This is a genomic window from Streptomyces nigra, from assembly GCF_003074055.1.
Classification (GTDB): Bacteria; Actinomycetota; Actinomycetes; order Streptomycetales; family Streptomycetaceae; genus Streptomyces; species Streptomyces nigra.
In genome coordinates this window covers 1,720,762-1,745,986 of record NZ_CP029043.1, presented here as the reverse complement: position 1 = coordinate 1,745,986, position 25,225 = coordinate 1,720,762, and the positions used below count along the sequence as shown (strand labels likewise).

Genomic DNA, 25,225 nt, shown 5'->3' with positions numbered 1-25,225 from the left:
ACCCTTGCGGCCTGTGGAAGAGGACACCAGCCTGGAGCGCATGAAGGACAACACCGCACGTCTCGACCACGTAGTCCTCTGGGTCAGCGACCCGGAGGCGGCGGCCGGCTTCTACGAGAAGGCCGTCGGCATGGAGCCCGTACGGCTCGCCGAGTTCACCGCGGGATCGGTCCCGTTCCCCTCCGTCCGTCTCAACGAGGAGACGATCATCGACCTCATGCCGCTCGCCATGGCCGAGCGGATGAAGATGCTGCCCGGCGCCACCGAGAGCGCCGGCCACCCCGTCAACCACGTCTGCCTCGCCCTGCCCGGCGAGGACTTCGACGCCCTGCGGACCCGCCTCGAAGAAGGCGGCACACCGGTGTCGGACGTCTCGGAGAACTCCTTCGGCGCCCGCGGGAACGCCACCCGGAGTTTCTACTTCCGCGACCCCGACGGCAACGTCTTCGAGGCCCGCCACTACGACTGAGGCCCGCCACTACGACTGAGGCCCGCCACTACGACTGACCCCGGCTGACCACGACCGACCGGCGGGACCGGCGGACCTCGAAAGGGGGGCCACACGCGCGTGGCCCCCTTCCTCACGGGTCAGGCGTCAGACCGGCTGTACGCCGTCCAGCGCCCCGTGCGGGTTGAGCACGTACTTCCGGCTGGCGCCCTGGTCGAACTCGGCGTACCCGGTCGGCGCGTCCTCCAGGCCGATCACGGTGGCGTTGACCGCCTTCGCGATGTGGACCCGCTCGTGCAGGATCGCCATCATCAGGCCCCGGTGGTACTTCATGACGGGGCACTGCCCGGTCGTGAGGGTGTGGCTCTTCGCCCAGCCCAGACCGAGGCGCACCTTCAGCGTGCCGGTCTGCGCGTCCTGGTCGACACCGCCCGGGTCGTCCGTGACGTACAGGCCGGGAATGCCGAGCGCACCACCCGCGCGCGTGATGCCCATCAGGGAGTTGAGGACCGTGGCGGGCGCCTCCCCGGCGTCCTTGCCGTGGCCCCGGGCCTCGAAGCCGACCGCGTCGACCGCGGCGTCCACCTCGGGCTCCCCGAGGATCTGCGCGAGCTGGTCCTCGACGGTGCCCTGTGAGACGTCGACCGTCTCGCACCCGAAGCTGCGCGCCTGCGCGAGGCGTTCGGCGTTCAGGTCGCCGACGATGACGACGGCGGCGCCCAGCAGCTGCGCCGCGGCGGCGGCCGCGAGCCCCACCGGGCCCGCCCCGGCGATGTACACCGTCGACCCGACACCGGCACCCGAACTGACCACACCGTGGAAGCCGGTCGGGAAGATGTCCGACAGCATGGTCAGGTCGAGCAGCTTCTCGAGCGCCTGCTCCCGGTCGGGGAACTTCAGCGCATTGAAGTCCGCGTACGGGACCATCACGTACTCGGCCTGCCCCCCGACCCAGCCGCCCATGTCGACATAGCCGTACGCGGCACCCGGCCGGGCCGGGTTGACGTTCAGACAGATGCCGGTCTTGCGCTCCTTGCAGTTGCGGCAGCGCCCACAGGCGATGTTGAACGGTACGGAGACGATGTCGCCCACGTCGAGGAACTCGACGTCGGGGCCCCGTTCGACGATCTCCCCGGTGATCTCGTGTCCGAGGACCAGCCCCTCCGGCGCGGTCGTCCGCCCGCGCACCATGTGCTGGTCGCTTCCGCAGATGTTGGTCGCGAGGACCTTGAGGATCACCCCGTGCCGGCAGACACGGCCGACGTTGGCAGGGTGGACTCCTGGACCGTCCTTGAGCTCGAGCGTCGGATAGTCGATGGTCCTGACCTCGACCGCGCCCGGCTTCAGATACGCCACTGCCCTGTTTCCGCTCATGCGTGATCTCCGTCCCTTCGGCTCCCGTCTCTTCCGGAAGCCAGTCGGATACCAGCGGCTGCGCGCACATCCGAGTCTGCTACCGCTCGCGCCGTCCGGCCAGCCGTCACGCGGTCACGGGCCGCCGAACGTCCATGACGGCCTGGAACAGCCCCTGTTCGGCCGGGGGGGCGCCGGATCAGTCGCCCGCGGCGGCCTTGCTCCGCCCGCCCCGCGTGAACAGGGCCAGCGCCGCCAGCGGCAGCAGCAGGCAGGCGGCGAAGAAGTTCAGCCACGCGTAGCTCGCCGTGGCGACGACCAGGCCCGCGGCCGCGCCGCCGATGCCCGCCGAAGCGTTCATGACGAGGTCCGACAGGCCCTGAGCGGCCGCCCGCGCGGCCTGCGGCACGGAGTCCGTGAGCAGCGCCGAACCCGAGACCAGACCGGCCGACCAGCCCAGGCCCAGCACGAACAGGCCGGCCGCCGTCTGCCCGTGCCGGCCGCCCGCCGTACCGGTGAGGAGCACCGCGCACGCCAGCAGCCCCACGGCCAGCCCTATCCCGGACAGCCGGCCCAGCCGGTCCGACAGCCGGCCCATCAGTGGGGCGAAGGCGTACATGCCCGCGATGTGGCCGCTGATGACCAGGCCGATCAGCTCGATGCCGGCGCCGTGATGCTCCAGGTCGACCGGGGTCATCGACATGACCGACACCATCGCGGTGTGCGCCACGGCGACCGCCACGATCGCCAGCCGGGCCCGCGGCGAGGCGGCCACAGCCGCCATGCCGGCGCGCAGCGAGCGCCCGGCGGGCGTCTGCTCCTCGGCCGGTGCGAGGGCTCGCGCCGTCAGCAGTGGGTCCGGCCGCAGCAGTACGGCCACCACGACCGCGGACAGCAGGAAGATCCCCGCCGCCCACAGGAACGGACCCGCCGCCTCGGGTATCCCGAGGCCGGTGACGCTGCGCCCGGCGGGTGCCGCGATGTTCGGGCCGATCACCGCGCCGATGGTGGTCGCCCATACGACCAGGGAGATGGCGCGGGCCCGCTGCTCGGGCTCGGCCAGGTCTGCGGCCGCGAAGCGGGCCTGGAGGTTCGCCGAGGAGGCGGCGCCGAACAGCGCCAGGCCGAACAGCAGCAGCGGGAAACTTCCGGCCCGGGCCGCGAGCACGCTGACCCCGGCGCCCAGGGCGCCGATCAGATACGCCAGGACGAGCCCGGGACGACGCCCGCGCGCGGTCATCAGCGCGGCCAGCGGCATCGACAGCACCGCCGTCCCCGCGACGGTCGCGGTGGGCGCGAGCCCCGACAGCGACTCGGTGCCGCTGACCTCCTTGGCGAGGACCGCGGCGAGCGCGATGCCGGTGGCCACGCCGAGGCCGCCGAGGATCTGCGTCGCCATCAGCACGGCCGACGTCCGCCGCCGCAGGGCCGCGAGGTCCTGGGGCGTCACCGGCACGGCCGCCCGCTCCACGCTCGTCATGACAGCTGCCCGGAGCCGGCGCGCGTCCAGCCGGACGGCGCAAGGCGACACACCGGACCGGCCGCGTACGGGCGGGTGAAAAATGTCGTCGTCACGGGCGCAGTCTCCCCCTCCGATGCGCCGGCCCAACCGATTACCTCCGGCCGGACCGCCTCACACGACTCACCTCCGGCCGGACCGCGGCGCACGGCTCACCTCCGGCGGGACCGCCTCCAGCGCCTACCTCCGGCAGGACCGTGGCCCCGACTCACCTCCGGCAGGACCGCCGCTCACGACGCCGATCGGTCACCGTGAGCCGGTCAGAACAGCGGCTCCGGCAGGACTCCCTCCAGCGCCAGCAGCTTCCGCTTGGTCTCCAGACCGCCCCCGAAGCCCCCGATGCCGCCGTCGCTCTCCACGACCCGGTGGCACGGCACGACGACCGGCAGCGGGTTGGCGCCCATCGCCATGCCCACCGCCTGGGCCGCGCCCGGCTGCCCGACCCGTCCCGCCAGATCGCCGTACCCGACGACCGCCCCGAACGGCACCGAGGACGCCAGCTCGCGCAGCACCTGACGGTTGAAACCCGAGATCAGGGACCAGTCCAGCGGCAGCTCGAAGTCCCGGCGCCTCCCCGCGAAGTACTCCTCCAGCTGACGTATCGGCTCGGCGAGCAGCGCGGACCCTGGATCCTCGACCGGCTCGGCGCCCAGCCGCGACGCGAGCCGCTCCAGCGTCTTCCCGCACACCTGCGGCGTGGCGTGGAACACGACGCTGACCAGGCCGTCCGGTGTGGCGGCCAGCATCAGCGGACCGATGGCGGTGCCGACGACGGCCCACACCACCCGCTGCTCGTCCTGCCCATGGCTGTCCATGTGCTTCACCGTACGGGCCGCCACTGACAACGCCCCCGGAGCGCAGCTCAGGCAGCCGGGAAGGCGTCCCGCACCACGTCCGGACTGTTGGTGATGATCCCGTCGACCCCGTACCCGGCGACCTGCCGGGCCGTGTCCGCGTCGTTCACCGTCCAGGTGAACACCTCCAGCGGCCCCCCGTGCGGGCCGTCGAACGCGTGGACGGAGGAGACATAGCCGGGGGAAACCGTGGTGTACGACGGGTTGATCTGGTCGGCGAAGGCGGCATACCGGGAGAGGTCCGCCACGGACGGCGTCCCCAGGAAGCCGGTCTTCACCGTCGGCAGCAGGTCGTGGACGGCCCGGACACTGTCGGCGCTGAAGCTCTGCACGATCAGCCGGCCCGCCAGGTGCGAGGCGTCGAGCCAGCCCTCGTCGCCGAGGACCTTCAGGGTCTGCTGCTCGATGCCCGGGTACAGGGCGGGGTTCTTGATCTCCAGCAGCAGCTTCTGGCGGTGCGACTCCGTCCGGTCCAGGAACTGCTGGAGCGTCGGTACGCGCGCGCCGGCGAACTCCGGCCCGAACCAGCTGCCCGCGTCCAGCCGGGCGATCTCCGCCGCGGTGAAGTCCTTCACCTTCCAGGGGGAGCGGCCGGGGAAGACCTCCTCGGCGTCCGTCGTGCGCTTCAGGTTGTCGTCGTGGATCACGACCAGCTCGCCGTCCTTGGTGCGCTGGACGTCGTTCTCGACCCACTCGACACCCAGCTCGGCGGCCTTGTCGACGGCGGCCAGGGTGTTCTCGGGCGCATAGGAGGAGGCCCCGCGGTGGGCGATGACCGTCGGCCGCTCGGCCCGGACGCCGGCTCCGGCGGCGGGAGCGGGAAGCAGCAGGGCGGCGGTTCCCAGCAGTGCGGCCGTCGTGGCGGCAACAGCGCGCGCGTGCATACGTACTCCTCGTGTCGAAGATCACGGTCAGCTCAACTCTGACAGCACAGGGTCAACGACGAAGGAGTACGGGACGGCCACAGAACAGCCGGAGTTGCCCCGCCCGCTCACTCGTGCCGCACAACTGGGGCAAGGCCGTGTTTCTTTGCAGGAGAATCGTTCGACCCTTGCGGTGGGGGTTACTCTCTGCCTCAACCCTGGCCCGCTCGGGCGGTCCCGGGAGGGGGCGCACGTTCGAACATTCCGGGATGTAAACAGGCGGAAGGGCAGCCGCGTATGCAGGGGACGGTCGACGGTTTCAGCTACGGGATCGTCACACCGCTGGTGGCCTACCTCATGGCCTGCCTCGGTGGTGCGCTCGGACTGCGGTGCACCACCAGATCGATGCTCGTCGCGCGCTCCTGGCGCCCCGCCTGGCTCGCCCTCGGCTCGGCGGCCATCGGGTCCGGCATCTGGACCATGCACTTCATCGCCATGATGGGGTTCACGGTCGACGGGACCCCGATCCACTACGACAAGCCGATGACGTTCGCCAGCCTCGCCCTCGCCATCGTCATGGTCGGCATCGGCATCTTCATCGTCGGCAGCCGCGGCGCGCGCGGGACGGCCCTGTTCACCGGCGGCACCATCACCGGCCTGGGCATCGCCTCCATGCACTACCTCGGCATGGCGGGTCTGCGCCTCGACGGCAGGCTGGAGTACAACACGCTGACCGTCGCCGCCTCCGTCGTCATAGCGATGCTCGCGGCCACCGCGGCGCTCTGGGCGGCCGGGCAGGTCAGGGGAGTGCTCTGGAGCGTCGGCGCCAGCCTCGTCATGGGCCTCGCCGCCAGCGGCATGCACTACACCGGGATGGCCGCGCTCCGCGTCCATGTGCACGGCACCGGCGCCGGCGGGCCCGGCGACTCACCGGCCTCCCTGCTCGCGCCGATGCTGGTCGGCCCGCTCGCCTTCCTGCTCCTCGCCGGAGCCGTCATGATCTTCGGCCCGAAGACGGTCCTGGGCCGGCCCGAGGAGGCCCCCGCCGAGGAGAAGCCCGGCGTACCCGCCCGGGCCGTCGTCCCGCGCCAGATCCGGCGCCCCGCGCAGACGGCCCGCCGCACCGTCCAGCGAGCCCCCCGGACCCCGCAGAACCACTGATCAGGCCACGTTGTCAGTGGGGGGTCGTACGGTTGATTCCATGCGGCCCGTTTCCAGCATCGAACGCACGGTGGCGCCTTTCGAGGTCGTCAGTCCCTACCAGCCCAACGGCGACCAGCCCGCGGCCATCGCCGACCTCGCCCGGCGCATCGAGGCCGGGGAGAAGGACGTCGTCCTGCTCGGCGCGACCGGCACCGGCAAGTCCGCGACCACCGCGTGGATGATCGAGAAGCTCCAGCGTCCCACCCTGGTGATGGCGCCGAACAAGACGCTGGCCGCCCAGCTGGCGAACGAGTTCCGCGAACTCCTGCCGAACAACGCCGTCGAGTACTTCGTCTCGTACTACGACTACTACCAGCCCGAGGCGTACGTCCCGCAGTCGGACACCTACATCGAGAAGGACTCCTCGATCAACGAGGAGGTCGAGCGCCTGCGCCACTCCGCGACCAACTCGCTGCTCACCCGCCGCGACGTCGTCGTGGTCGCCTCGGTGTCCTGCATCTACGGCCTCGGTACACCGCAGGAGTACGTGGACCGCATGGTCCCGCTCCGGGTCGGCGAGGAGATCGACCGGGACCAGCTGCTGCGCCGCTTCGTCGACATCCAGTACACGCGCAACGACCTCGCGTTCACCCGGGGCACCTTCCGGGTCCGCGGCGACACCATCGAGATCTTCCCGGTCTACGAGGAGCTCGCCGTGCGCATCGAGATGTTCGGCGACGAGATCGAGGCCCTGTCCACGCTGCACCCGCTCACCGGCGAGATCATCAGCGACGACGAGCAGCTGTACGTCTTCCCGGCCTCCCACTACGTCGCCGGCCCCGAGCGCATGGAGCGGGCCGTCAACGACATCGAGAAGGAGCTCGGCGAGCGCCTCGCCGAGCTGGAGAAGCAGGGGAAGCTGCTGGAGGCCCAGCGCCTGCGCATGCGCACCACGTACGACCTGGAGATGCTCCGCCAGATCGGCACGTGCTCCGGCGTGGAGAACTACTCGATGCACTTCGACGGCCGTGAGCCCGGCTCCCCGCCGAACACGCTGCTGGACTACTTCCCGGACGACTTCCTGCTCGTCATCGACGAGTCGCATGTCACCGTGCCGCAGATCGGAGCCATGTACGAGGGCGACGCCTCCCGCAAGCGCACCCTCGTCGACCACGGCTTCCGTCTGCCCTCGGCCCTCGACAACCGCCCGCTGAAGTGGGAGGAGTTCCAGGAGCGCGTCGGGCAGACCGTGTACCTGTCGGCGACCCCCGGCACCTACGAGCTCTCCCGCTCCGACGGCCAAGTCGAGCAGATCATCCGCCCGACCGGCCTCGTCGACCCGCAGGTCGTCGTCAAGCCCACCGAGGGCCAGATCGACGACCTGGTCCACGAGATCCGCGGCCGCGTCGAGAAGGACGAGCGCGTCCTGGTCACGACCCTCACCAAGAAGATGGCCGAGGACCTCACGGACTACTTCCTGGAGCTCGGCATCCAGGTGCGCTATCTGCACAGCGACGTCGACACCCTGCGCCGTGTCGAGCTGCTGCGCGAGCTGCGCGCGGGCGAGTTCGACGTGCTCGTCGGCATCAACCTCCTGCGTGAGGGCCTCGACCTGCCCGAGGTGTCCCTGGTGGCCATCCTCGACGCGGACAAGGAGGGCTTCCTGCGTTCGGGTACGTCCCTCATCCAGACCATCGGCCGCGCGGCGCGCAACGTCTCCGGCGAGGTCCATATGTACGCGGACAAGATCACGCCGGCGATGGAGAAGGCCATCGACGAGACCAACCGGCGCCGCGAGAAGCAGATCGCGTACAACGAGGAGCGCGGCATCGACCCCCAGCCGCTGCGCAAGAAGATCAACGACATCGTCGCGCAGATTGCCCGCGAGGACGTCGACACCGAGCAGCTGCTCGGCAGCGGCTACCGGGCCAAGAAGGACGGCCGGGGCACCAAGGCGCCGGTGCCGTCGCTCGGCAGCAAGGCCGCCCAGGCCGCGAAGCCGGCCAAGGGCAAGGCGAAGGCCAAGGAGACGGTGCCGACCGACCAGCCGGCGGCCGAGCTCGCCCAGCAGATCGAGGAACTGACGGAGCGTATGCGCGCGGCCGCCGCGGACCTGCAGTTCGAGATCGCCGCCCGACTGCGCGACGAGGTCTCCGAGATGAAGAAGGAACTGCGTCAGATGAAGGAGGCCGGACTCGCCTGACCGGCCCACGCCCTCGGCCTGTGACCAGGCCCGCGCGTACGCGCAGTGTTGCAAGACCGACACAAAGTGGGGACCGGGGTACGTCGCTGTCAGTGCCCCTGCGTAGGGTTCTCGTCATCCGCGGAGCCCGCGGGCAACAGGGGACTGTTCGAGAGGGGAATCAGCACGTGACCGTCAACATGACCAAGGGTCAGGCCATCAGTCTGCAGAAGAACGACGGGGGCAGCCTGACCGCGGTGCGCATGGGTCTCGGCTGGCAGGCGGCTCCCCGGCGCGGCCTGTTCGGCTCGCGTACGCGGGAGATCGACCTCGACGCCTCCGCGGTCCTCTTCGCGGACAAGCAGCCGGTCGACGTCGTCTTCTTCCGTCACCTGGTGAGCGACGACGGCTCGGTCCGTCACACCGGTGACAACCTCGTCGGCGGTGTCGGCCAGGGCGGCGACGACGAGGCCATCCTCGTCGACCTCGCGCGTATCCCGGTCCACATCGACCAGATCGTCTTCACCGTGAACTCCTTCACGGGACAGACCTTCCAGGAGGTGCAGAACGCCTTCTGCCGTCTCGTCGACGAGACCAACGGCCAGGAGCTGGCCCGCTACACGCTCGCGGGCGGCGGCGCCTACACGGCCCAGATCATGGCGAAGGTGCACCGCACGGGCCCGGGCTGGACGATGACCGCGCTCGGCACCCCGGCCAACGGCCGCACCTTCCAGGACCTGATGCCGGCGATCCTGCCGCACCTGTAGGTCCGCGCGGCGAGCGGCACCCGACACGACAGACGACACAGGGGGACGAAGGCATGACGGCCGAGCTGGTGCGGGGGCAGAACCACCCGCTCTCCCAGTCCCGTCTGGAGATCAGGGTCTCGGCCGGCACGCCGATGGTGGCGGCCGCCACGCTCGGCGACGAGCAGGGCAGGATCCACGGCGTGGAGTGGGTGGCGCATCCCGGCACCCCCACCCTGCCCGGCCTCGAGGTCTCCCGGCAGGCGGCCGCCGACCACCGTCTCGCGGTCGACCTGGACGCCATGCCGGAGGCCGTGCACCGGATCAGTGTGCTGCTCGCCCTGCCGACCGGCGTCGGCGGCCCGACCCGCTTCGGCGCCGTCCCCGCCCCGTTCGTCGCCGTCACGGGCCTCGACGGCACCGAGCTCGTCAGCTACACCGTGGCCGGCCTGGACTCCGAATCCGCCGTCGTCGCCCTGGAGCTCTACCGCCGCCAGGACGCCTGGAAGGTCCGGGCCATCGGCCAGGGCTACGCGGGCGGCCTCGCCGACCTCTTCACCGACCAGGGCCTCGCCCAGGCCGGTCAACTCGCCGGCGGCATCCACGAAGCCGTCGCCCAGGGAGTCGCCCGCTCGGTTCCGGCGCCCCCCTCCCGCCCGGACGGCGACCGCTCCCGGCAGCCCGCCGCCCCCGCCCTCGGCCCGGACCAGAGCGGCCCCGCGAGCGCGCCCAACTCCGTGCCGCAACAGCCGACGTCGCCGTACGGCACACAGCCGCCGGGCGCGTCCGGTCAGCCCGCGCCGCAGCCCCCGTACCAGGGCGGAAGCGGCGCCGGTGACGGCGCCCAGCAGTCCGCGCCCACCTCCGGCGGCGGCATCGACTACAGCCACCCGCGCCGGCAGACCTCCGCCCCGCCGCCTCCGCCGCCCACCGCGCCCCCGGCCGAGCCCGGCAGGCCGCCGCAGCCCGTCGCCGGCGATGCCACCGGCTGGTCCATGGAGGAGCGGCTCTACAACCAGGTCTGGGGCATGTTCGAGGACCTGGCCCGCACCACCGCGGCCTACCGCAGCGCGGTCGACTTCGCCGAGTCGCGCATGGAGAAGGAACTCGACCAGGTCCTGTCGGACCCGCGCAGCAGGATCGGCGGGCAGGGCGACGCGGCCCGCGAGGCCGCGCAGGCCCGGCACACCGAGCTGGTCAACCAGGCCCGTGCGGCCCTCGACCGCGACATGGCCCAGCTCACCGCCGAGTCCGAGGTCGTCGAGCCCGCGCTGCCGCCCGCGTTCGCCCGCTGGGACAACCCGGCCTGGCACGCCTATCGCGTCCCGATGGAGATCCCCATGGCCGTCCGCCTGGGCGACCTCCATCTGCCCGAGAGCGCCGACCTGCGCATCCCCATGCTGATCAGGCTCCCGCTGGAGCGCGGCCTGTGGATCGACAGCGGCCGCGCCGCCTCGCTCGACGGCTCCTTCACCGACGCCCACGACCTGCGTCGCCTCGCGATGGACACGGCCGTGGCGCACGCGGCACGCCTCCTGGCCGTCTATCCGGCCGGCGAGTTCACCGTGCATGTGATCGACCCCGCCGGTTCGGGTGCGCAGGCCCTCGCTCCGCTCGTGCAGACGGGCGTGCTCGCGGGTCCGCCCGCGGCGGGCGCGGCCGGTGTCGCGGACGTCCTGGCCCGCCTGACCGAGCGCGTCGACCTGGTGCAGATGGCGCTGCGCGGCGGAGCGCCCGACGCCCTCCCGCCCGGCTTCGACACCTCTCAGCAACTGCTGATCGTCAACGACTTCCCGCACGGCTTCGACGACCGGGCCGTGACCCAGCTGCGCTATCTCGCGGACGAGGGCCCGGCGGTCGGTGTCCACCTGATGATGGTCGCCGACCGTGAGGACGCCGCGGGTTACGGCCCGCTGCTCGACCCTCTGTGGCGGGCGCTGCTGCGGCTGACCCCGGTGCCGGACGACCACCTGGCCGACCCGTGGGTCGGGCACGCCTGGACCCACGTGCCCCCGCTGGTACCGCCCGGCAGCCAGGTGCTCCAGCAGGTGCTCACCCAGGTTGCCACCGCCCGCGCCAAGCATTGGTAAAAGGTCCCTGACCTGCCCACTTGGCATTTCTTTTGCCAAGCGCTTTACCTTTCCTTGGTGATTGGTTACTGTTGATCCCACGGAGGGGAGTACTCCCTGTCTGCTGCGGCGTACCCGTCAATACGGATCAGGCCAGATCCCGGGGCGTCGGCCCATCGTGGGTGGAAGAGACCTCCGGCGCGCGACGACGCTGACATCTGCCGTTACGACTGCCGGAGGCGCAGTGGAAGTTTCAACGACCCTGTGGGTCCTGACCATCGTGGGCCTCGCCGCCCTCATCGCCGTCGACTTCTTCATCGGCCGCAAGCCGCATGACGTGTCGATCAAGGAAGCCGGAATCTGGACCGTCGTCTGGATCGCACTGGCCGGCCTGTTCGGCCTCGGCCTGCTGATCTTCGGCGGGGGGCAGGCGGGCGGCGAGTTCTTCGCCGGCTTCATCACCGAGAAATCGCTGAGCGTCGACAACCTCTTCGTCTTCGTCCTGATCATGGCGAAGTTCGCGGTGCCGTCGCAGTACCAGCAGCGCGTCCTGCTGGTCGGCGTCCTCATAGCCCTGGTGCTGCGGGCCATCTTCATCGCCGCGGGCGCCGCCATCCTCGCCAGCTTCTCGTGGGTGTTCTACCTCTTCGGCGCCTTCCTCATCTGGACGGCCTGGAAGCTCATCCAGGAGGCCCGATCCGGCCAGGAGGACGAGGAGTTCGAGGAGAACAAGCTGCTCAAGGCCGCCGAGCGCAGGTTCGGTGTCGCCGACCGCTACCACGGCACCAAGCTGTGGATCCGGGAGAACGGCAAGCGGGTCATGACCCCGATGCTGGTCGTGATGCTCGCGATCGGCACGACGGACGTGCTCTTCGCCCTGGACTCCATCCCGGCGATCTTCGGCCTGACGCAGGACCCGTACATCGTCTTCACCGCGAACGCCTTCGCGCTGATGGGTCTGCGGCAGCTGTACTTCCTCATCGGCGGCCTGCTGCGCAAGCTGGTCCACCTGAGCTACGGCCTGTCGATCATCCTCGGCTTCATCGGCGTGAAGCTGGTGCTGCACGCCCTGCACGAGTCGGGGGTCCACGTCCCCGAGATCAGCATCCCGGTCTCGCTCGGCGTGATCTGCTCCGTCCTGATCGTCACCACCCTCACCAGCCTCAGGGCCTCGAAGAAGCAGGCGGAGGCCGAGGCGGTGCGCCAGGACAGCGAGGGCACTCCCAAGGACAGCGTCGACGTCTGAGCGCCCACCGCGGCAGCACGTCGAGGACGACAGCGGGAGTGGTGTCCGGCTCACCGCCGGGCACCACTCCCCGTGCATGGCCGACCGCCCGCCGGGCGGTCGGCTCCGACCAGGACCGCGACCTACAGGAGATGACCGATCCCGCACCACGACACCCGACACACGAGCCCCCCGGCCGACGAGGGTGCCGCGGCACCGCCCGAGCACTCCGCAGACGATGCGAACCCGAAGAGCCTTTGCGACGATCGCTCCATGATCGATCGGCTGAGACCGCTCGCTGCCCGGTGGACGACCGCCGTGCCGGTCCTCGCGGCCGTGCTGCTGGTCCTCACCTGGGGCCGGGACCTGCCCGGCGCGGTCGTCGCGGTGGTCACGCTGGTCCTCGCCGGAGCCGTCCTCGCCGCCGTCCACCACGCCGAGGTGGTCGCCCACCGGGTGGGTGAACCCTTCGGCTCCCTCGTCCTCGCCGTCGCCGTCACGATCATCGAGGTCGCCCTCATCGTGACCCTGATGCTCGACGGCGGCGACAAGAGCGCCACCCTGGCCCGGGACACCGTCTTCGCGGCCGTGATGATCACCTGCAACGGCATCGTCGGCCTGTGCCTCCTGGTCGCCTCCCTGCGGCACCGTACGGCGGTCTTCAACCCCGAGGGCACCGGCGCCGCCCTGGCGACCGTCGCCACACTCGCCACCCTCAGCCTGGTGCTGCCCACCTTCACCACGAGCAAGCCCGGGGCCGAGTTCTCCACGGTGCAGCTGTCGTTCGCCGCGGTCTCCTCGCTGATCCTCTACGGCCTGTTCGTGACGACCCAGACCGTGCGGCACCGCGACTACTTCCTGCCGGTCAGCCGCAAGGGCGAGGTCATCACCTCCGACGCGCACGCCGACGCGCCCTCGAAGCGCGCCGCGCTCATGAGCCTCGGCCTGCTCGGCCTCGCCCTGGTCGGTGTGGTCGGCCTGGCCAAGGGAGTGTCACCCACCATCGAGTCCGGCGTGCAGGCGGCCGGACTGCACCACGCCGTCGTCGGTGTGATCATCGCCCTGCTGGTGCTGCTCCCCGAGACGATCGCCGCCCTGCGCGCCGCCCGCCGGGACCGCGTACAGACCAGCCTGAACCTGGCGCTCGGCTCGGCGATGGCCAGCATCGGCCTCACCATCCCCGCGGTGGCGCTGGCCTCCCTCTGGCTGTCCGGCCCGCTCGTCCTGGGACTCGGCCCCACCCATATGGTGCTGCTGGCCCTGACGGTGGTGGTGAGTTCGCTGACGGTCGTCCCCGGGCGGGCGACACCGCTCCAGGGCGGTGTCCACCTCGTGCTGTTCGCTGCGTATCTGGAGCTCGCGATCAACCCGTGAGCCCGCGCCGGCGGCACGGCATCACGGGGTCCGGTCATCCGGTGGCGGGCTCGGCCGCCGGCGTCACCGCCGCCACCGGGCGGGTCTCCGGGAGCAGCAAGAAGCAGCCCAGGCTGAGCAGCGCGATCCCCGTCAGATACACGCCCACACCCCAGGGCACCCTCCCGCCCTGCCCGGCGAGCGCGGTCGCCACGATCGGGGTGAGCGCGCCGCCGAGGACCCCGCCGAGGTTGTAGCCGACCGCCGCACCCGTGCAGCGCACCCGGGGCTCGTACAGCTCCGGCAGATACGCGGCGATCACCGCGAACATGGTGATGAACGCGATCAGCGCGCCGGTCAGGCCCAGGAACATCGGCAGGGGCCGGCCCGTCGCGAGCAGCGCGACCATCGGCAGCATCCACAGCGCGGCCGCGGCGCATCCCGTCAGGCACAGCGGCCGCCGCCCGTACCGGTCGCCGAGCAGCGCCATCACCGGGGTGAGCGCGCCCTTGACCACCACCGCGCCCATCACACACGTCAGCATGACGGTACGGCTCACCCCGAGCCGTTCCGTGCCGTAGGCGAGCGACCAGGTCGAGACCGCGTAGAAGATCGCGTACCCGACCGACAGCGCCCCGGCCGTCAACAGCAGAAGCCGCCAGTGGTCGCGCACCACCTCGACGAGCGGCACCCGCGCGTGGTCGTCGATCTCCAGGAACCGCGGACTCTCCGCGAGCGACGACCGCAGCCACAGCCCCGCCACCGCGAGCACCCCGGCGGCCCAGAACGGCACCCGCCAGCCCCACGCCGCGAACTGCTCCTCGGACAGCCCGGCCGACAGGCCCAGCACCACGCCGTTGGCCAGCAGGAAGCCCAGCGCCGGACCGACCTGCGGGAAACTCGACCACAGCGCCCGCCGATGGGCCGGCGCGTGCTCCACGGTCAGCAGGACGGCCCCGCCCCACTCGCCGCCGAGCCCCAGCCCCTGCAGAAAGCGCAGCACGAGCAGAAGCAGGGGCGCGGCCACGCCGATCGACCCGTACGTCGGGACACAGCCGACCGCGACCGTGGAGGCGCCGGTCAGCAGCAGCGAGGCGACGAGGACCGGCCGCCGGCCGCGCCGGTCCCCGATGTGCCCGAACAGCACCGACCCCAGCGGCCGCGCCACGAAGCCCACGCCGAACGTGGCGAAGGCGGCCAGCGTCCCCGCCACCGGCGAGAACGTGGGAAAGAACAACGGCCCCAGCACCAGGGCCGCCGCGGTGCCGTAGACGAAGAAGTCGTAGAACTCGATGGCCGTCCCGGCGAGCGACGCGCCCGCGAGCCGCAGCATGGAAGGCGCCCTTACGGTGCGTACATCGCGCATGCCCGGTCAACTACCCAGCGTGATCGCTGGTTACGGGGGCGTGCGGGCGCGTGGGGGTCGGTCAGTACGTGACCGTGATGCGCCGGGCGGGACCGTCGACGCGCACCGCGCCGCCGTACGGGATCACCAGCTGCGGATCGGTGTGGCCGAAGTCGACGTCGAAGACGATCATCGTGTCGGGGGCGTACGCCTTCATCGCGCGCTCGACGGCCGCGCGCTGCTCGGCGGCGTACTCGGCGGCCTCCTCCGGGGAGGTGGGGCGCTCGAAGGACCATGTCTTCGCCCGGCCCATGAGCAGCGCGGAGAACCGCTGGAGCAGCCCGCGCTCGCCCATGTTCCGCAGGGTGCGGAAGACCTCCTCGCCGCTGGGCATCTCCTCGCTCGTCTCCAGCAGCAGGACGCCGCCGTCGTACTCGGTGAGGTCGTGGGCGATCTCGCGGTCCGCCATCAGCAGCCAGCCGAGGATCTCCAGACAGCCGCCCCAGGTGCGGCCCTCCACGACGCGGTCGGCGTTGACCCAGCTCCAGGGATCGGCGGGCCGCAGCTCCGCCTCCGAGTCGAAGGTCGCGGGATCGGCCCAGTCGCGGTTGATGTCGTTCCAGCGTTCGGCGGGGCTCAGGGTGTACTCGCCGGAGGTGAAGAGCGCGGCCCGCAGGGAGTCGGCGGTCTGTGGGTTCATGGCGCCGGGGCGGCCGAGCTCGACCATCACGCTGCCCCCGTGGTACGCGACGATGCCGGTGTTGCGCAGGAACATCAGCAGGTTCGTGTTGTCGCTCATCCCGAAGAACGGCTTCGGGTTCGCCCGGATCAACTCCCGGTCCAGATACGGCAGCACGGTGATCTGGTCGTCGCCGCCGATGGACGCGATGACCGCTTTGATGTCCGGATCGACGAAGGCGGCGTGGATGTCGTCCGCCCGCTGCTGAGGCGTCGACCCCATCGTTCGGGTCGCCGGATACTCGACCGGTTCGAGCCCGAAGTCCTCACGCAGCCGCTTCAGGCCCAGCTCGAACGGCTGAGGGAAGAGCCCGGGCAGCCCGGCGCCGGGCGAGATGACGGCGACACGGTCACCGGGGGAGGGCTTGGGCGGATAGGAGATCATGGTCATGCCCAGAGAGTAGGCGGCCGGGAGAGCCGACCGCACCGTGATAAACCGGGGTCCGAGCAGCGGTGGTTCCCGCACCGCGCGACCCCGAACGGACCGGAGGAACCGTGCCCCGCACCCTCGCCGACGCCCCCGTCATGATCTTGAACGGCCCCAACCTGAACCTGCTCGGGCAGCGGCAGCCGGAGATCTACGGCTCCGAGACCCTCGCGGACGTGGAGGCACTGTGTGCCAGGACGGCGGCCGCCCACGGCGGCACCGTCGACTTCCGCCAGTCCAACCACGAGGGCGAGTTGGTCGACTGGATCCACGAGGCACGGCTCGGCCACTGCGGCATCGTGATCAACCCGGGCGCCTACTCGCACACCTCCGTGGCGATCCTGGACGCCCTCAACACCTGCGACGGGCTGCCCGTGCTGGAGGTCCACATCTCCAACATCCACCGGCGCGAGTCGTTCCGGCACCACTCCTACGTCTCCCTGCGGGCCGACGGGGTCATCGCGGGGTGCGGTGTGCAGGGCTACGCGTTCGGGGTGGAGCGGGTCGCGGCGCTGGCCGGGTCGGGCCGCGCGGACACCTGACCGGGCGGCTCGCCGGGGCCGCCGGCCGAGGGCGGGGATGGGAAGACCGGCGGCCCGTACCGCTCAGGAGCCGTCATCCTGCGCGGGGCACCACCAGTGCACCGCGCGCCGTCGCACGCCGGGAGCGCACGCGTGGCCCCACCGCGTGCGCGGCGTTCACACGGGGCGCGTACGCCGGGCTCTATGGCGCGCCCCGTACAGGAACGGCCTCACCAGCCGCGGGCGCGCCACTCCGGCAGATGCGGGCGCTCGGCGCCCAGCGTGGTGTCGTCGCCGTGCCCGGGGTAGACCCAGGTCTCGTCGGGCAGCACGTCGAAGATCTTGGTCTCGACGTCGTGGATCAGGCGGGCGAACGCCTCGGGATCCTTACGGGTGTTGCCCACACCGCCCGGGAAGAGGCAGTCTCCGGTGAACACATGCGGATGCCCGTGCGGGTCGTCGTAGACGAGGGCGATCGAACCCGGTGTGTGCCCGACCAGATGGCGCGCGGTGAGCTCCACGCGCCCCACCCGGATGACGTCGCCGTCGTCCATGAGCACGTCGGTCGGGACCGGGATGCCGTCGGCGTCCTCGCGTCCGGCGTAGGTGCGCGCGCCGGTGGCCTCCACGACGGCGGCGAGGGCCTGCCAGTGGTCGCCGTGCTGGTGGGTGGTGACGACGGACGCGATGCCGTCGTCACCGATCGTGCCCAGCAGGGTGTCCGCGTCGTTGGCGGCGTCGATCAGCAGTTGCTCGTCCGTGGCCCGGCAGCGCAGCAGATAGGCGTTGTTGTCCATCGGGCCGACCGCGATCTTGGTGATCATCAGGTCCTTGAGCTCGTGCACGTCGGCGGGGCCACCGACCGTCACCTGTCCGCTGTACGTCATGGCGGCAGCCTATAGCGCGACGCTGACAAGCGGCCGTCCCGGACGCCGGGACAGCCCTTAGAGCGGCGGCAGCGACGGCAGGGTGCCGCCCTCGACGGTCAGCGCGGAGCCAGTACGGCGGCCGGCGAGCCAGCCGAGCAGGTCGGGTCCGATGCCCCGGACGGTGATCGCCGGCTCGTCCGCGTCCCGGCCCGTGCGCCACACGCGCGTGCCGTCCGTCAGCCGGACCGGCTCGACGTCCGGGTTGCCGGCGAAGCGCTCCGCGAGGAAGTCCGTCTCGCGCTCCACGAACTCGGCGGGCAGGTCCTCGAGCTCGTACCCGATGCCCAGGTCGACGTGGTGCAGCTCCACCTCGATCCAGCGCCGGAAAGGGATGCGGGCGGCGGCGTCCGTCACACCGTTGCGCAGCTCCACCGTGCGCGACCAGTCGGCGGGCACGGCCGCGGCCTGCTGGAAGCGGTCGGCGCTCTGCCGGACGTCGGTGACCTGGATGTCCAGGGGGCGGGAGGCATCCCGCTCGATGTCGGCGTCGCGGGCCGCGGCGGAGGCGTACATGGGACGGCCCTCGAGAACGTTCACCAAAGCGTCCACGTTACGGGCGAGGTGCGCGAGGACATGACCGCGGCTCCAGCCGGGAAGCCGTGACGGCTCGGTCACAGAGGCGTTGTCCAGCTTGCCGACTGCGGTGAGCAGCCGTTCGGTCGCCTCGCGTACGGACTCCAGGTCACGAGCGTGATCAATCATGGGCCTGACATTAGCTCCACCACACCTTTGGGTGAAGGTGGTGAACAACGCCCTTAAATCGAATGCGCGTGCTATAGGCTCGATCACGGCGTCGGGCATGCTGGATGGCCCGGGATTGTTGTCCCTCACGGAATCCGACCGGCGTTGTCAGTGGCTCCCCCTAGTCTGGAAATGACGGGGGCCTCGCCCCTGTCACTTCTCTCAAGAAAGGTGCGGACCGGCGTGGCCGACCGTCTCATCGTCCGTGGCGCGCGCGAGCACAACCTGAAGAATGTCTCGCTCGACCTGCCGCGCGACTCGCTCATCGTCTTCACGGGCCTGTCGGGGTCGGGCAAGTCCTCGCTGGCCTTCGACACCATCTTCGCCGAGGGGCAGCGACGCTACGTCGAGTCGCTGTCGTCCTACGCCCGGCAGTTCCTCGGGCAGATGGACAAGCCGGACGTCGACTTCATCGAGGGTCTGTCCCCGGCGGTCTCCATCGACCAGAAGTCGACCTCGCGCAACCCGCGCTCCACGGTCGGCACCATCACCGAGGTCTACGACTACCTGCGTCTGCTCTTCGCGCGCATCGGCAAGCCGCACTGTCCCGAGTGCGGCCGCCCCATCACGCGCCAGTCGCCGCAGGCCATCGTCGACCGGGTCCTGGAGCTGCCGGAGGGCAGCCGCTTCCAGGTCCTGTCGCCGCTCGTCCGCGAGCGCAAGGGCGAGTTCGTCGACCTCTTCTCCGACCTGCAGACCAAGGGCTACTCACGCGCACGCGTGGACGGCGAGACGATCCAGCTGTCCAGCCCGCCCACGCTGAAGAAGCAGGAGAAGCACACCATCGAGGTGGTCGTCGACCGCCTCACGGTGAAGGACTCCGCCAAGCGCCGCCTCACCGACTCCGTCGAGACCGCCCTCGGCCTGTCCGGCGGCATGGTCGTGCTCGACTTCGTCGACCTTCCCGAGGACGACCCCGAGCGCGAGCGCATGTTCTCGGAGCACCTGTACTGCCCGTACGACGACCTCTCCTTCGAGGAGCTGGAGCCCCGCTCCTTCTCCTTCAACTCGCCGTTCGGCGCCTGCCCCGAGTGCACGGGCATCGGCACGCGCATGGAGGTCGACCCCGAGCTGATCGTCCCCGACGAGGACAAGTCCCTCGACGAGGGCGCCATCCACCCCTGGTCGCACGGGCACACCAAGGACTACTTCGGCCGGCTGATCGGCGCCCTCGCGGACGCCCTCGGCTTCCGGACGGACATCCCGTTCGCCGGTCTGCCGCAGCGCGCCAAGAAGGCCCTGCTGTACGGCCACAAGACGCAGATCGAGGTGCGGTACCGCAACCGGTACGGCCGCGAGCGCGTCTACACGACGCCGTTCGAAGGCGCCGTCCCCTTCGTGAAGCGCCGGCACAGCGAGGCGGAGAGCGACGCGAGCCGTGAGCGCTTCGAGGGGTATATGCGCGAGGTGCCGTGCCCCTCGTGCCAGGGCACCCGGCTGAAGCCGATCGTCCTCGCCGTCACGGTCATGGGGAAGTCCATCGCCGAGGTCTCCGCCATGTCCATCAGCGACTGCGCGGACTTCCTCGGTGAGCTGAAGCTGAGCGCCCGCGACAAGAAGATCGCCGAGCGCGTGCTGAAGGAGGTCAACGAGCGGCTGCGGTTCCTGGTCGACGTCGGCCTGGACTACCTCTCGCTCAACCGCGCGGCCGGCACCCTGTCCGGCGGCGAGGCCCAGCGCATCCGGCTCGCCACCCAGATCGGTTCCGGACTCGTCGGCGTCCTCTACGTCCTCGACGAGCCGTCCATCGGTCTGCACCAGCGGGACAACCACCGGCTGATCGAGACCCTGGTCCGCCTGCGCGACATGGGCAACACCCTCATCGTCGTCGAGCACGACGAGGACACCATCAAGGTCGCCGACTGGATCGTCGACATCGGCCCCGGCGCCGGTGAGCACGGCGGGAAGGTCGTCCACAGCGGCTCCCTGAAGGAGCTGCTCGCCAACGACGAGTCGCAGACCGGCCAGTACCTGGCGGGCAAGAAGGCCATCCCGCTGCCCGACATCCGGCGCCCGCTGGACCCGTCCCGGCAGCTCACGGTCCACGGTGCCCGGGAGAACAACCTCCAGGACATCGACGTCTCCTTCCCGCTCGGCGTCTTCACCGCGGTGACCGGCGTCTCCGGCTCGGGCAAGTCGACCCTGGTCAACGACATCCTGTACACGCACCTGGCCCGCGAGCTGAACGGCGCCCGCAGCGTCCCCGGGCGGCACACGCGCGTGGACGGCGACGACCTGGTCGACAAGGTCGTGCACGTCGACCAGTCGCCCATCGGCCGTACGCCGCGGTCGAACCCGGCGACGTACACCGGCGTCTTCGACCACATCCGCAAGCTGTTCGCCGAGACCACCGAGGCGAAGGTCCGCGGCTATCTGCCCGGCCGCTTCTCCTTCAACGTCAAGGGCGGTCGCTGCGAGAACTGCGCGGGCGACGGCACGATCAAGATCGAGATGAACTTCCTCCCGGACGTCTACGTCCCGTGCGAGGTCTGCCACGGCGCCCGGTACAACCGGGAGACCCTGGAGGTCCACTACAAGGGCAAGTCCATCGCCGAGGTCCTGAACATGCCGATCGAGGAGGCCATGGACTTCTTCGAGGCCGTCCCGGCGATCAACCGGCACCTCAAGACGCTCAACGACGTCGGCCTCGGCTACGTCCGGCTCGGCCAGGCGGCGACCACGCTGTCCGGCGGTGAGGCGCAGCGCGTGAAGCTCGCCAGCGAGCTCCAGAAGCGCTCCACCGGCCGCACGGTCTACGTCCTCGACGAGCCGACCACCGGTCTGCACTTCGAGGACATCAGCAAGCTGCTGAAGGTCCTGTCGGGCCTGGTCGACAAGGGCAACACGGTCATCGTCATCGAGCACAACCTGGACGTGATCAAGACGGCCGACTGGCTCGTCGACATGGGCCCCGAGGGCGGCGCCGGAGGCGGTCTCGTCGTCGCCGAGGGCACGCCCGAGGAGGTCGCCGCGGTCCCCGCCAGCCACACCGGCAAGTTCCTGCGCGAGATCCTCGACGCCGACCGGATCAGCGACGCGGCCTCGGTGAAGGCCCCGCGCAAGACGGCCCGGAAGACCGTCGCGGCCGACTCGGCGACGCGCAGGACGGCGACGGCCCGTACTGCCGACAAGGCCACCGGCACCGCGAAGAAGACGGCGGCGAAGAAGGCGTCGTCCGCGAGCACCGCGAAGAAGACGACGCGGGCACGCAAGTCGTCCTGAGCAGTGGGTCCGCCCCATCGCGGACGGACCAAATCATTCCGGAACGGGCGGCGCCCCGCGGGAACTTCCCGCGGGGCGCCGCCCGTTCCCTCATCAGCGGCCTCATCCGGCGGCCCGCACCGCACTTTGACTCCTCAACAGCGCACGAGACACCGAGGGGACGAGCCCCGGTCGTCTAGCCGGGAAAGTCCGCCAGTTCGGAGGCGTACGGCGGTTCCGCGCCTGCCCGGGAACAGGTGATCGCGGCAGCCCGCGCCGCGAACCCCAGCAGCCGCGTCCAACCCTCCGCGCCCAGTCCCACGAGCGCGTCGGCGGACAGCGCGTCCTGAGCGGCCAGCCCGTGCAGCAGGGCCGCGTTCACGGTGTCGCCCGCACCGATCGTGTCCACCACCTCGACGGCCTCACCCGGCACCGAGTGCACCGCCCCGTCCCGCGTGTAGGCGGTCAGCCCGTCCCCGCCCCGGGTGATCACGACGGCCGCCGGTCCCGCGGCCAGCCATTCACGCGGTGTCCCGCCCAGCCACGCCGCGTCCTCCTCGGACAGCTTGAGCAGCGACACCGAGGGCAGCCAGCTCTCGAACCGGGCCCGGTAGCCGTCCGCGTCCGGTATCAGCCCCGCCCGGATGTTCGGGTCCAACGCGGTGAACACGCCTTGCGCGGCAGCCTGCCGCATCAGCTGCTCATACGCGGTCGCCCCCGGCTCCAGGACGAGCGAACAGGTCCCGAAGGACACCGCGCGGGTCCGCTGCGGCAGCTCCGGGGGTGCCGAGAAGAGCCGGTCGGCGGTGCCGTCGACATAGAAGGAGTAGGCGGCCGACCCCTTGGCGTCGACAGTGGCGACGGCCAGCGTGGTCGGCTCCGGGCCGCGCTGCACGGCCGACACATCCACCCCGGCCTCACGGAGCCCGTCCAGCAGGGCCTCTCCGAAGGCGTCGAGGGACGTCCGGGAACAGAAGGCGGTGGGGGAGCCGAGCCGGCCCAGGGCGACGGCGGTGTTGTACGGGCCCCCGCCGAGCGCCGGCCGCAGCGGGGCGAGAGCGCCCGTGCCCTGCGGCACCAGATCGATCAGGGCCTCGCCGGCGACGACGATCACGAGGGGGTTCCTTTCACGGACGTCAGGGGCTGTTCGGCACATCCGCACGAAGTGCGGTGCACGAAGGTGCAGGGCAGACGCAGGACCCGGGCGGGCCCGTCCGGCGCCGCGAGGCGGTCAAGAAGGACCCGGACGGCCTCGGCGCCCATGTCCCTGCTGGGCTGGGCGATCGCGGTGAGCCGGGGAGAGAACAGATCGGCCCAGGCGAAGTCGTCGAAGCAGCACAGGGCGATGTCCTCGGGCACCGACAAGCCGTGCTCGCGCAGGGCGCGCAGGGCGCCGATGGTCATGGCGTTGTTGGCGGTGACCAGCGCGGTGGGCGGCGAGGCGAGAGCCAGCAGAGCGGCGGTGGCCTGTCCGGCGCCCGGGGACTCGGAGTCGCCGTGCACGACCAGGCTCTCGTCGTACACGAGCCCGGCGGCGGCCAGGCCGTCCCGGTACCCGGCGAGCCGCTCGTCGGTGGTGCTCAGCCCGGGCAGTCCGGCGATCATGCCGATCCGGCGGTGACCGAGCCCGGCGAGATGGGTGACGAGCCGGGCCACGGGGCCGGCGCTCTCGGCACAGACCTGGTCGCAGACGAGCGTGCCGTCCGCCGGAAGATCGACCACCCGGTCCAGCAGGACGGTCGGCACCTTGTGACGGCCCAGGTAGGCGAGGAGCTCGCCCGGGTCGGGCGACGGCGCCACGATCATGCCGTCGACCCGGCGCTCGTGCAGCAGCTGCACGACCTTGCGCTCATGGCGCGGATCGTCGTGCGGGTCGGCGATGAGCAGGCTGTACCCGTGCTCCAGGGCCGCGGCCTCGATGCCCTGGAGGATTTCCGTGAAGTAGGGATTGCTGATCGCCGACACCGCGAGCCCGATGGAGCGGGTGCGGGAGGTCACCAGGGAGCGCGCGAGGGTGTTCGGCGTGTAGCCGAGCTCGTCCACCGCGTCCAGCACCGCCTGGCGGGTGTGGGACAGCACGGGCCGGGTGCCGTTCAGGACGTGGGAGACGGTCGCCACGGACACACCCGCGCTGCGCGCGACATCGGCCATGGTCGCCATGGCGGCTCCTCCCGCTCGTGACCGGTGCGATCTCAGCACGGGCAGGGCACATCGTGGCCGCCCTGGCTGCTTCCATCCGGGAAGGTACCGCACGGAACCGGACGACGTAAACGCTTGCGCAAGCGTTTACGTCACTCGGCGGCCGGGCCTTCCCGTAGCTCCTCCCGATCCTGACGACCGAGCAGGCGGCGCAGGGTGCTCACTCCCAGGCCCACCCGATGCCCACGATCCCCGTCCGTACCCGCTGCTCGACGAGGTGGACGGACCGGTGCTGGGCGCTCAGGACCAGCCGCTGCCGGCCACCGCGGGGCGCCGCGGCCGAGTGCTGGGAGAAGCGGTGACAGTGCAGGGGGACGGCGTTCTCGGCGAAGCGGACCTGGAGGGCGTACTGCCCGCCCGCGAGCGGGAAGCCCCGCGCGTACTCGTGGGAGACGTCGGCCGTGCCGTCCTCCACGCCGTACCGGAAGAGGTGCGTCTCACCCGCCCGGAGCCGGGTGCCGAAGAGCAGTTCGGCGACGAGGACGCCGGTCTCCTGGTGCCGGCGGACGCGCCCGGTGCGGCAGTTCTCCAGGGCGTGCACACTCATGCGCTCCGGCAGACAGCCCGGGTCGCCGTGGTGGACGGCCACGAAGCGGTCCACGCCGTCCGTGTGGGCCCGCACGATGTGGTGGGACTCGCACTCCGCCAGCTCCCGGCGCTCCCCGATCCGGACCCGTTCGTGGTGGGCCAACGTGTGCAGACCGCCGTCGCGGGGGCTGTTCAGCTCGGACAGCAGTTGTTCCAGGACGCCCGACGCCTCCACCAGGGCCCGGTAGGAGCGGGCCGCCGGGCGCTGGTGGGCGGCCTGCCCGTCAGCCTCGGCGAGCAGCCGGATCAGGGACTCCTCGGGCAGCTGGAGTATCTCCTCCAGGGCCCGCACCGCGCGCAGGGACTCCGGGCGCTGCGGCCGGCGGGCCCCCTGCTGCCAGTAGCTCAGGCTGGTCACGCCGACCTTCACCCCGCGCCGCGAGAGGTGGTGCTGGACACGCTGCAGGGGCAGACCCCGTGCCGCGATCGCGGCACGCAGGGCGACGTGGAAGGGGCCGCCTCGCAGGGCCGTGTCCAGCTCCGCGGTGCTGACGGCGGCGATGTCCGCGTGCTGAGGGGCGTGCGGCATGCAGGGGCCTTTCTGCTGTGGTGTCACAACGGCTGGTCGGACCGTTCACGCGGCTCGGGGCCACCCGGTCGGCGAGGGTGGGGCGGGGGTCTTCACATCCGTAAGCCGTCGTTCAGGGCCCCGAGTTCCCCCGCATTGAAGCGTGTCGGCCAGGCCCCGACAACACTTGTGCCGCAACGGCTGCGCCGTCCTGGCCGAGTCCCTGCGCATCGGCTTCCGGACACCCCGTGCCACGGCGCGCCGCCCATGACG

20 protein-coding genes are annotated in these 25,225 nt (G+C 71.2%); 9 read left to right on the top strand and 11 right to left on the bottom strand.

Annotated features, from left to right (window positions below; genetic code table 11):
- The first annotated feature begins 40 nt into the window (after window positions 1-40).
- Window positions 41-469, top strand: coding sequence for a VOC family protein (locus DC008_RS08120; RefSeq protein WP_208646105.1), 429 nt, complete (start codon window positions 41-43; stop codon window positions 467-469).
- Window positions 470-595: 126 nt separating this feature from the next.
- Here the strand turns inward: DC008_RS08120 and fdhA are convergent, their stop codons facing one another.
- The 4 genes from fdhA to DC008_RS08100 all read right to left on the bottom strand — a co-directional run bounded on the left by fdhA (window position 596) and on the right by DC008_RS08100 (window position 5,058).
- Complete coding sequence (fdhA, locus tag DC008_RS08115) at window positions 596-1,822, bottom strand: formaldehyde dehydrogenase, glutathione-independent (protein ID WP_108706368.1); 1,227 nt, start codon at window positions 1,820-1,822, stop codon at window positions 596-598.
- A gap of 178 nt (window positions 1,823-2,000) precedes the next feature.
- Window positions 2,001-3,281 carry an MFS transporter gene (locus tag DC008_RS08110; RefSeq protein ID WP_108706367.1) on the bottom strand — a complete coding sequence of 427 codons (1,281 nt, stop codon included), beginning with the start codon at window positions 3,279-3,281 and terminating at the stop codon, window positions 2,001-2,003.
- A gap of 299 nt (window positions 3,282-3,580) precedes the next feature.
- Window positions 3,581-4,135 (bottom strand): methylated-DNA--[protein]-cysteine S-methyltransferase, encoded by a 555-nt coding sequence (locus tag DC008_RS08105; protein ID WP_108706366.1) that lies wholly within the window; start codon window positions 4,133-4,135, stop codon window positions 3,581-3,583.
- 47 nt (window positions 4,136-4,182) lie between these two features.
- Window positions 4,183-5,058, bottom strand: a complete 876-nt coding sequence (locus DC008_RS08100) for a glycerophosphodiester phosphodiesterase (RefSeq protein WP_108706365.1) — start codon at window positions 5,056-5,058, stop codon at window positions 4,183-4,185.
- A gap of 276 nt (window positions 5,059-5,334) precedes the next feature.
- Between DC008_RS08100 and DC008_RS08095 the strand changes: the two genes are divergently transcribed.
- The 6 genes from DC008_RS08095 to DC008_RS08070 all read left to right on the top strand — a co-directional run bounded on the left by DC008_RS08095 (window position 5,335) and on the right by DC008_RS08070 (window position 13,776).
- Window positions 5,335-6,198, top strand: coding sequence for an MHYT domain-containing protein (locus DC008_RS08095; protein WP_108706364.1), 864 nt, complete (start codon window positions 5,335-5,337; stop codon window positions 6,196-6,198).
- Window positions 6,199-6,238: 40 nt separating this feature from the next.
- Entirely contained in the window at window positions 6,239-8,383 is a 2,145-nt protein-coding gene (gene uvrB, locus DC008_RS08090; RefSeq protein WP_108706363.1) for an excinuclease ABC subunit UvrB, read from the top strand.
- Between the two features lie 167 nt (window positions 8,384-8,550).
- Complete coding sequence (locus DC008_RS08085) at window positions 8,551-9,129, top strand: TerD family protein (RefSeq protein WP_108706362.1); 579 nt, start codon at window positions 8,551-8,553, stop codon at window positions 9,127-9,129.
- A 53-nt stretch (window positions 9,130-9,182) separates the two neighbouring features.
- The gene (locus DC008_RS08080) at window positions 9,183-11,198 is read left to right on the top strand and encodes a TerD family protein (RefSeq protein WP_108706361.1); all 2,016 of its coding nucleotides are present in this window, start codon (window positions 9,183-9,185) and stop codon (window positions 11,196-11,198) included.
- Between the two features lie 223 nt (window positions 11,199-11,421).
- Window positions 11,422-12,423: a TerC family protein gene (locus DC008_RS08075; protein ID WP_108706360.1), complete on the top strand. Its 1,002-nt coding sequence runs from the start codon at window positions 11,422-11,424 to the stop codon at window positions 12,421-12,423.
- A gap of 252 nt (window positions 12,424-12,675) precedes the next feature.
- Window positions 12,676-13,776, top strand: a complete 1,101-nt coding sequence (locus tag DC008_RS08070; protein ID WP_108706359.1) for a calcium:cation antiporter — start codon at window positions 12,676-12,678, stop codon at window positions 13,774-13,776.
- A gap of 34 nt (window positions 13,777-13,810) precedes the next feature.
- On the opposite strand, the gene DC008_RS08065 is transcribed toward DC008_RS08070, so the two are convergent.
- Window positions 13,811-15,088 carry an MFS transporter gene (locus DC008_RS08065; protein WP_108706358.1) on the bottom strand — a complete coding sequence of 426 codons (1,278 nt, stop codon included), beginning with the start codon at window positions 15,086-15,088 and terminating at the stop codon, window positions 13,811-13,813.
- Between the two features lie 94 nt (window positions 15,089-15,182).
- On the bottom strand, window positions 15,183-16,229 hold the full coding sequence (locus tag DC008_RS08060) for a S66 family peptidase (protein WP_108706357.1): 1,047 nt from the start codon (window positions 16,227-16,229) through the stop codon (window positions 15,183-15,185).
- Between the two features lie 104 nt (window positions 16,230-16,333).
- On the opposite strand from DC008_RS08060, the gene aroQ reads away from it, so the two are divergent.
- Window positions 16,334-16,807: a type II 3-dehydroquinate dehydratase gene (gene aroQ / locus DC008_RS08055; RefSeq protein ID WP_108706356.1), complete on the top strand. Its 474-nt coding sequence runs from the start codon at window positions 16,334-16,336 to the stop codon at window positions 16,805-16,807.
- 209 nt (window positions 16,808-17,016) lie between these two features.
- Here the strand turns inward: aroQ and DC008_RS08050 are convergent, their stop codons facing one another.
- Together DC008_RS08050 and DC008_RS08045 are read right to left on the bottom strand one after the other, a co-directional pair.
- Window positions 17,017-17,673 carry an MBL fold metallo-hydrolase gene (locus DC008_RS08050; RefSeq protein WP_108706355.1) on the bottom strand — a complete coding sequence of 219 codons (657 nt, stop codon included), beginning with the start codon at window positions 17,671-17,673 and terminating at the stop codon, window positions 17,017-17,019.
- Window positions 17,674-17,730: 57 nt separating this feature from the next.
- The gene (locus DC008_RS08045) at window positions 17,731-18,417 is read right to left on the bottom strand and encodes a maleylpyruvate isomerase family mycothiol-dependent enzyme (RefSeq protein ID WP_108706354.1); all 687 of its coding nucleotides are present in this window, start codon (window positions 18,415-18,417) and stop codon (window positions 17,731-17,733) included.
- 222 nt (window positions 18,418-18,639) lie between these two features.
- On the opposite strand from DC008_RS08045, the gene uvrA reads away from it, so the two are divergent.
- On the top strand, window positions 18,640-21,678 hold the full coding sequence (uvrA, locus tag DC008_RS08040; RefSeq protein ID WP_108710604.1) for an excinuclease ABC subunit UvrA: 3,039 nt from the start codon (window positions 18,640-18,642) through the stop codon (window positions 21,676-21,678).
- A gap of 175 nt (window positions 21,679-21,853) precedes the next feature.
- Here the strand turns inward: uvrA and DC008_RS08035 are convergent, their stop codons facing one another.
- The 3 genes from DC008_RS08035 to DC008_RS08025 all read right to left on the bottom strand — a co-directional run bounded on the left by DC008_RS08035 (window position 21,854) and on the right by DC008_RS08025 (window position 24,973).
- The gene (locus tag DC008_RS08035; protein ID WP_108706353.1) at window positions 21,854-22,771 is read right to left on the bottom strand and encodes a carbohydrate kinase family protein; all 918 of its coding nucleotides are present in this window, start codon (window positions 22,769-22,771) and stop codon (window positions 21,854-21,856) included.
- On the bottom strand, window positions 22,768-23,817 hold the full coding sequence (locus DC008_RS08030; protein WP_108706352.1) for a LacI family DNA-binding transcriptional regulator: 1,050 nt from the start codon (window positions 23,815-23,817) through the stop codon (window positions 22,768-22,770). Before DC008_RS08030 ends, DC008_RS08035 begins: the two co-directional genes overlap by 4 nt.
- A 199-nt stretch (window positions 23,818-24,016) precedes the next feature.
- Window positions 24,017-24,973, bottom strand: coding sequence for a hypothetical protein (locus DC008_RS08025; protein ID WP_108706351.1), 957 nt, complete (start codon window positions 24,971-24,973; stop codon window positions 24,017-24,019).
- Between the last annotated feature and the right edge of the window lie 252 nt (window positions 24,974-25,225).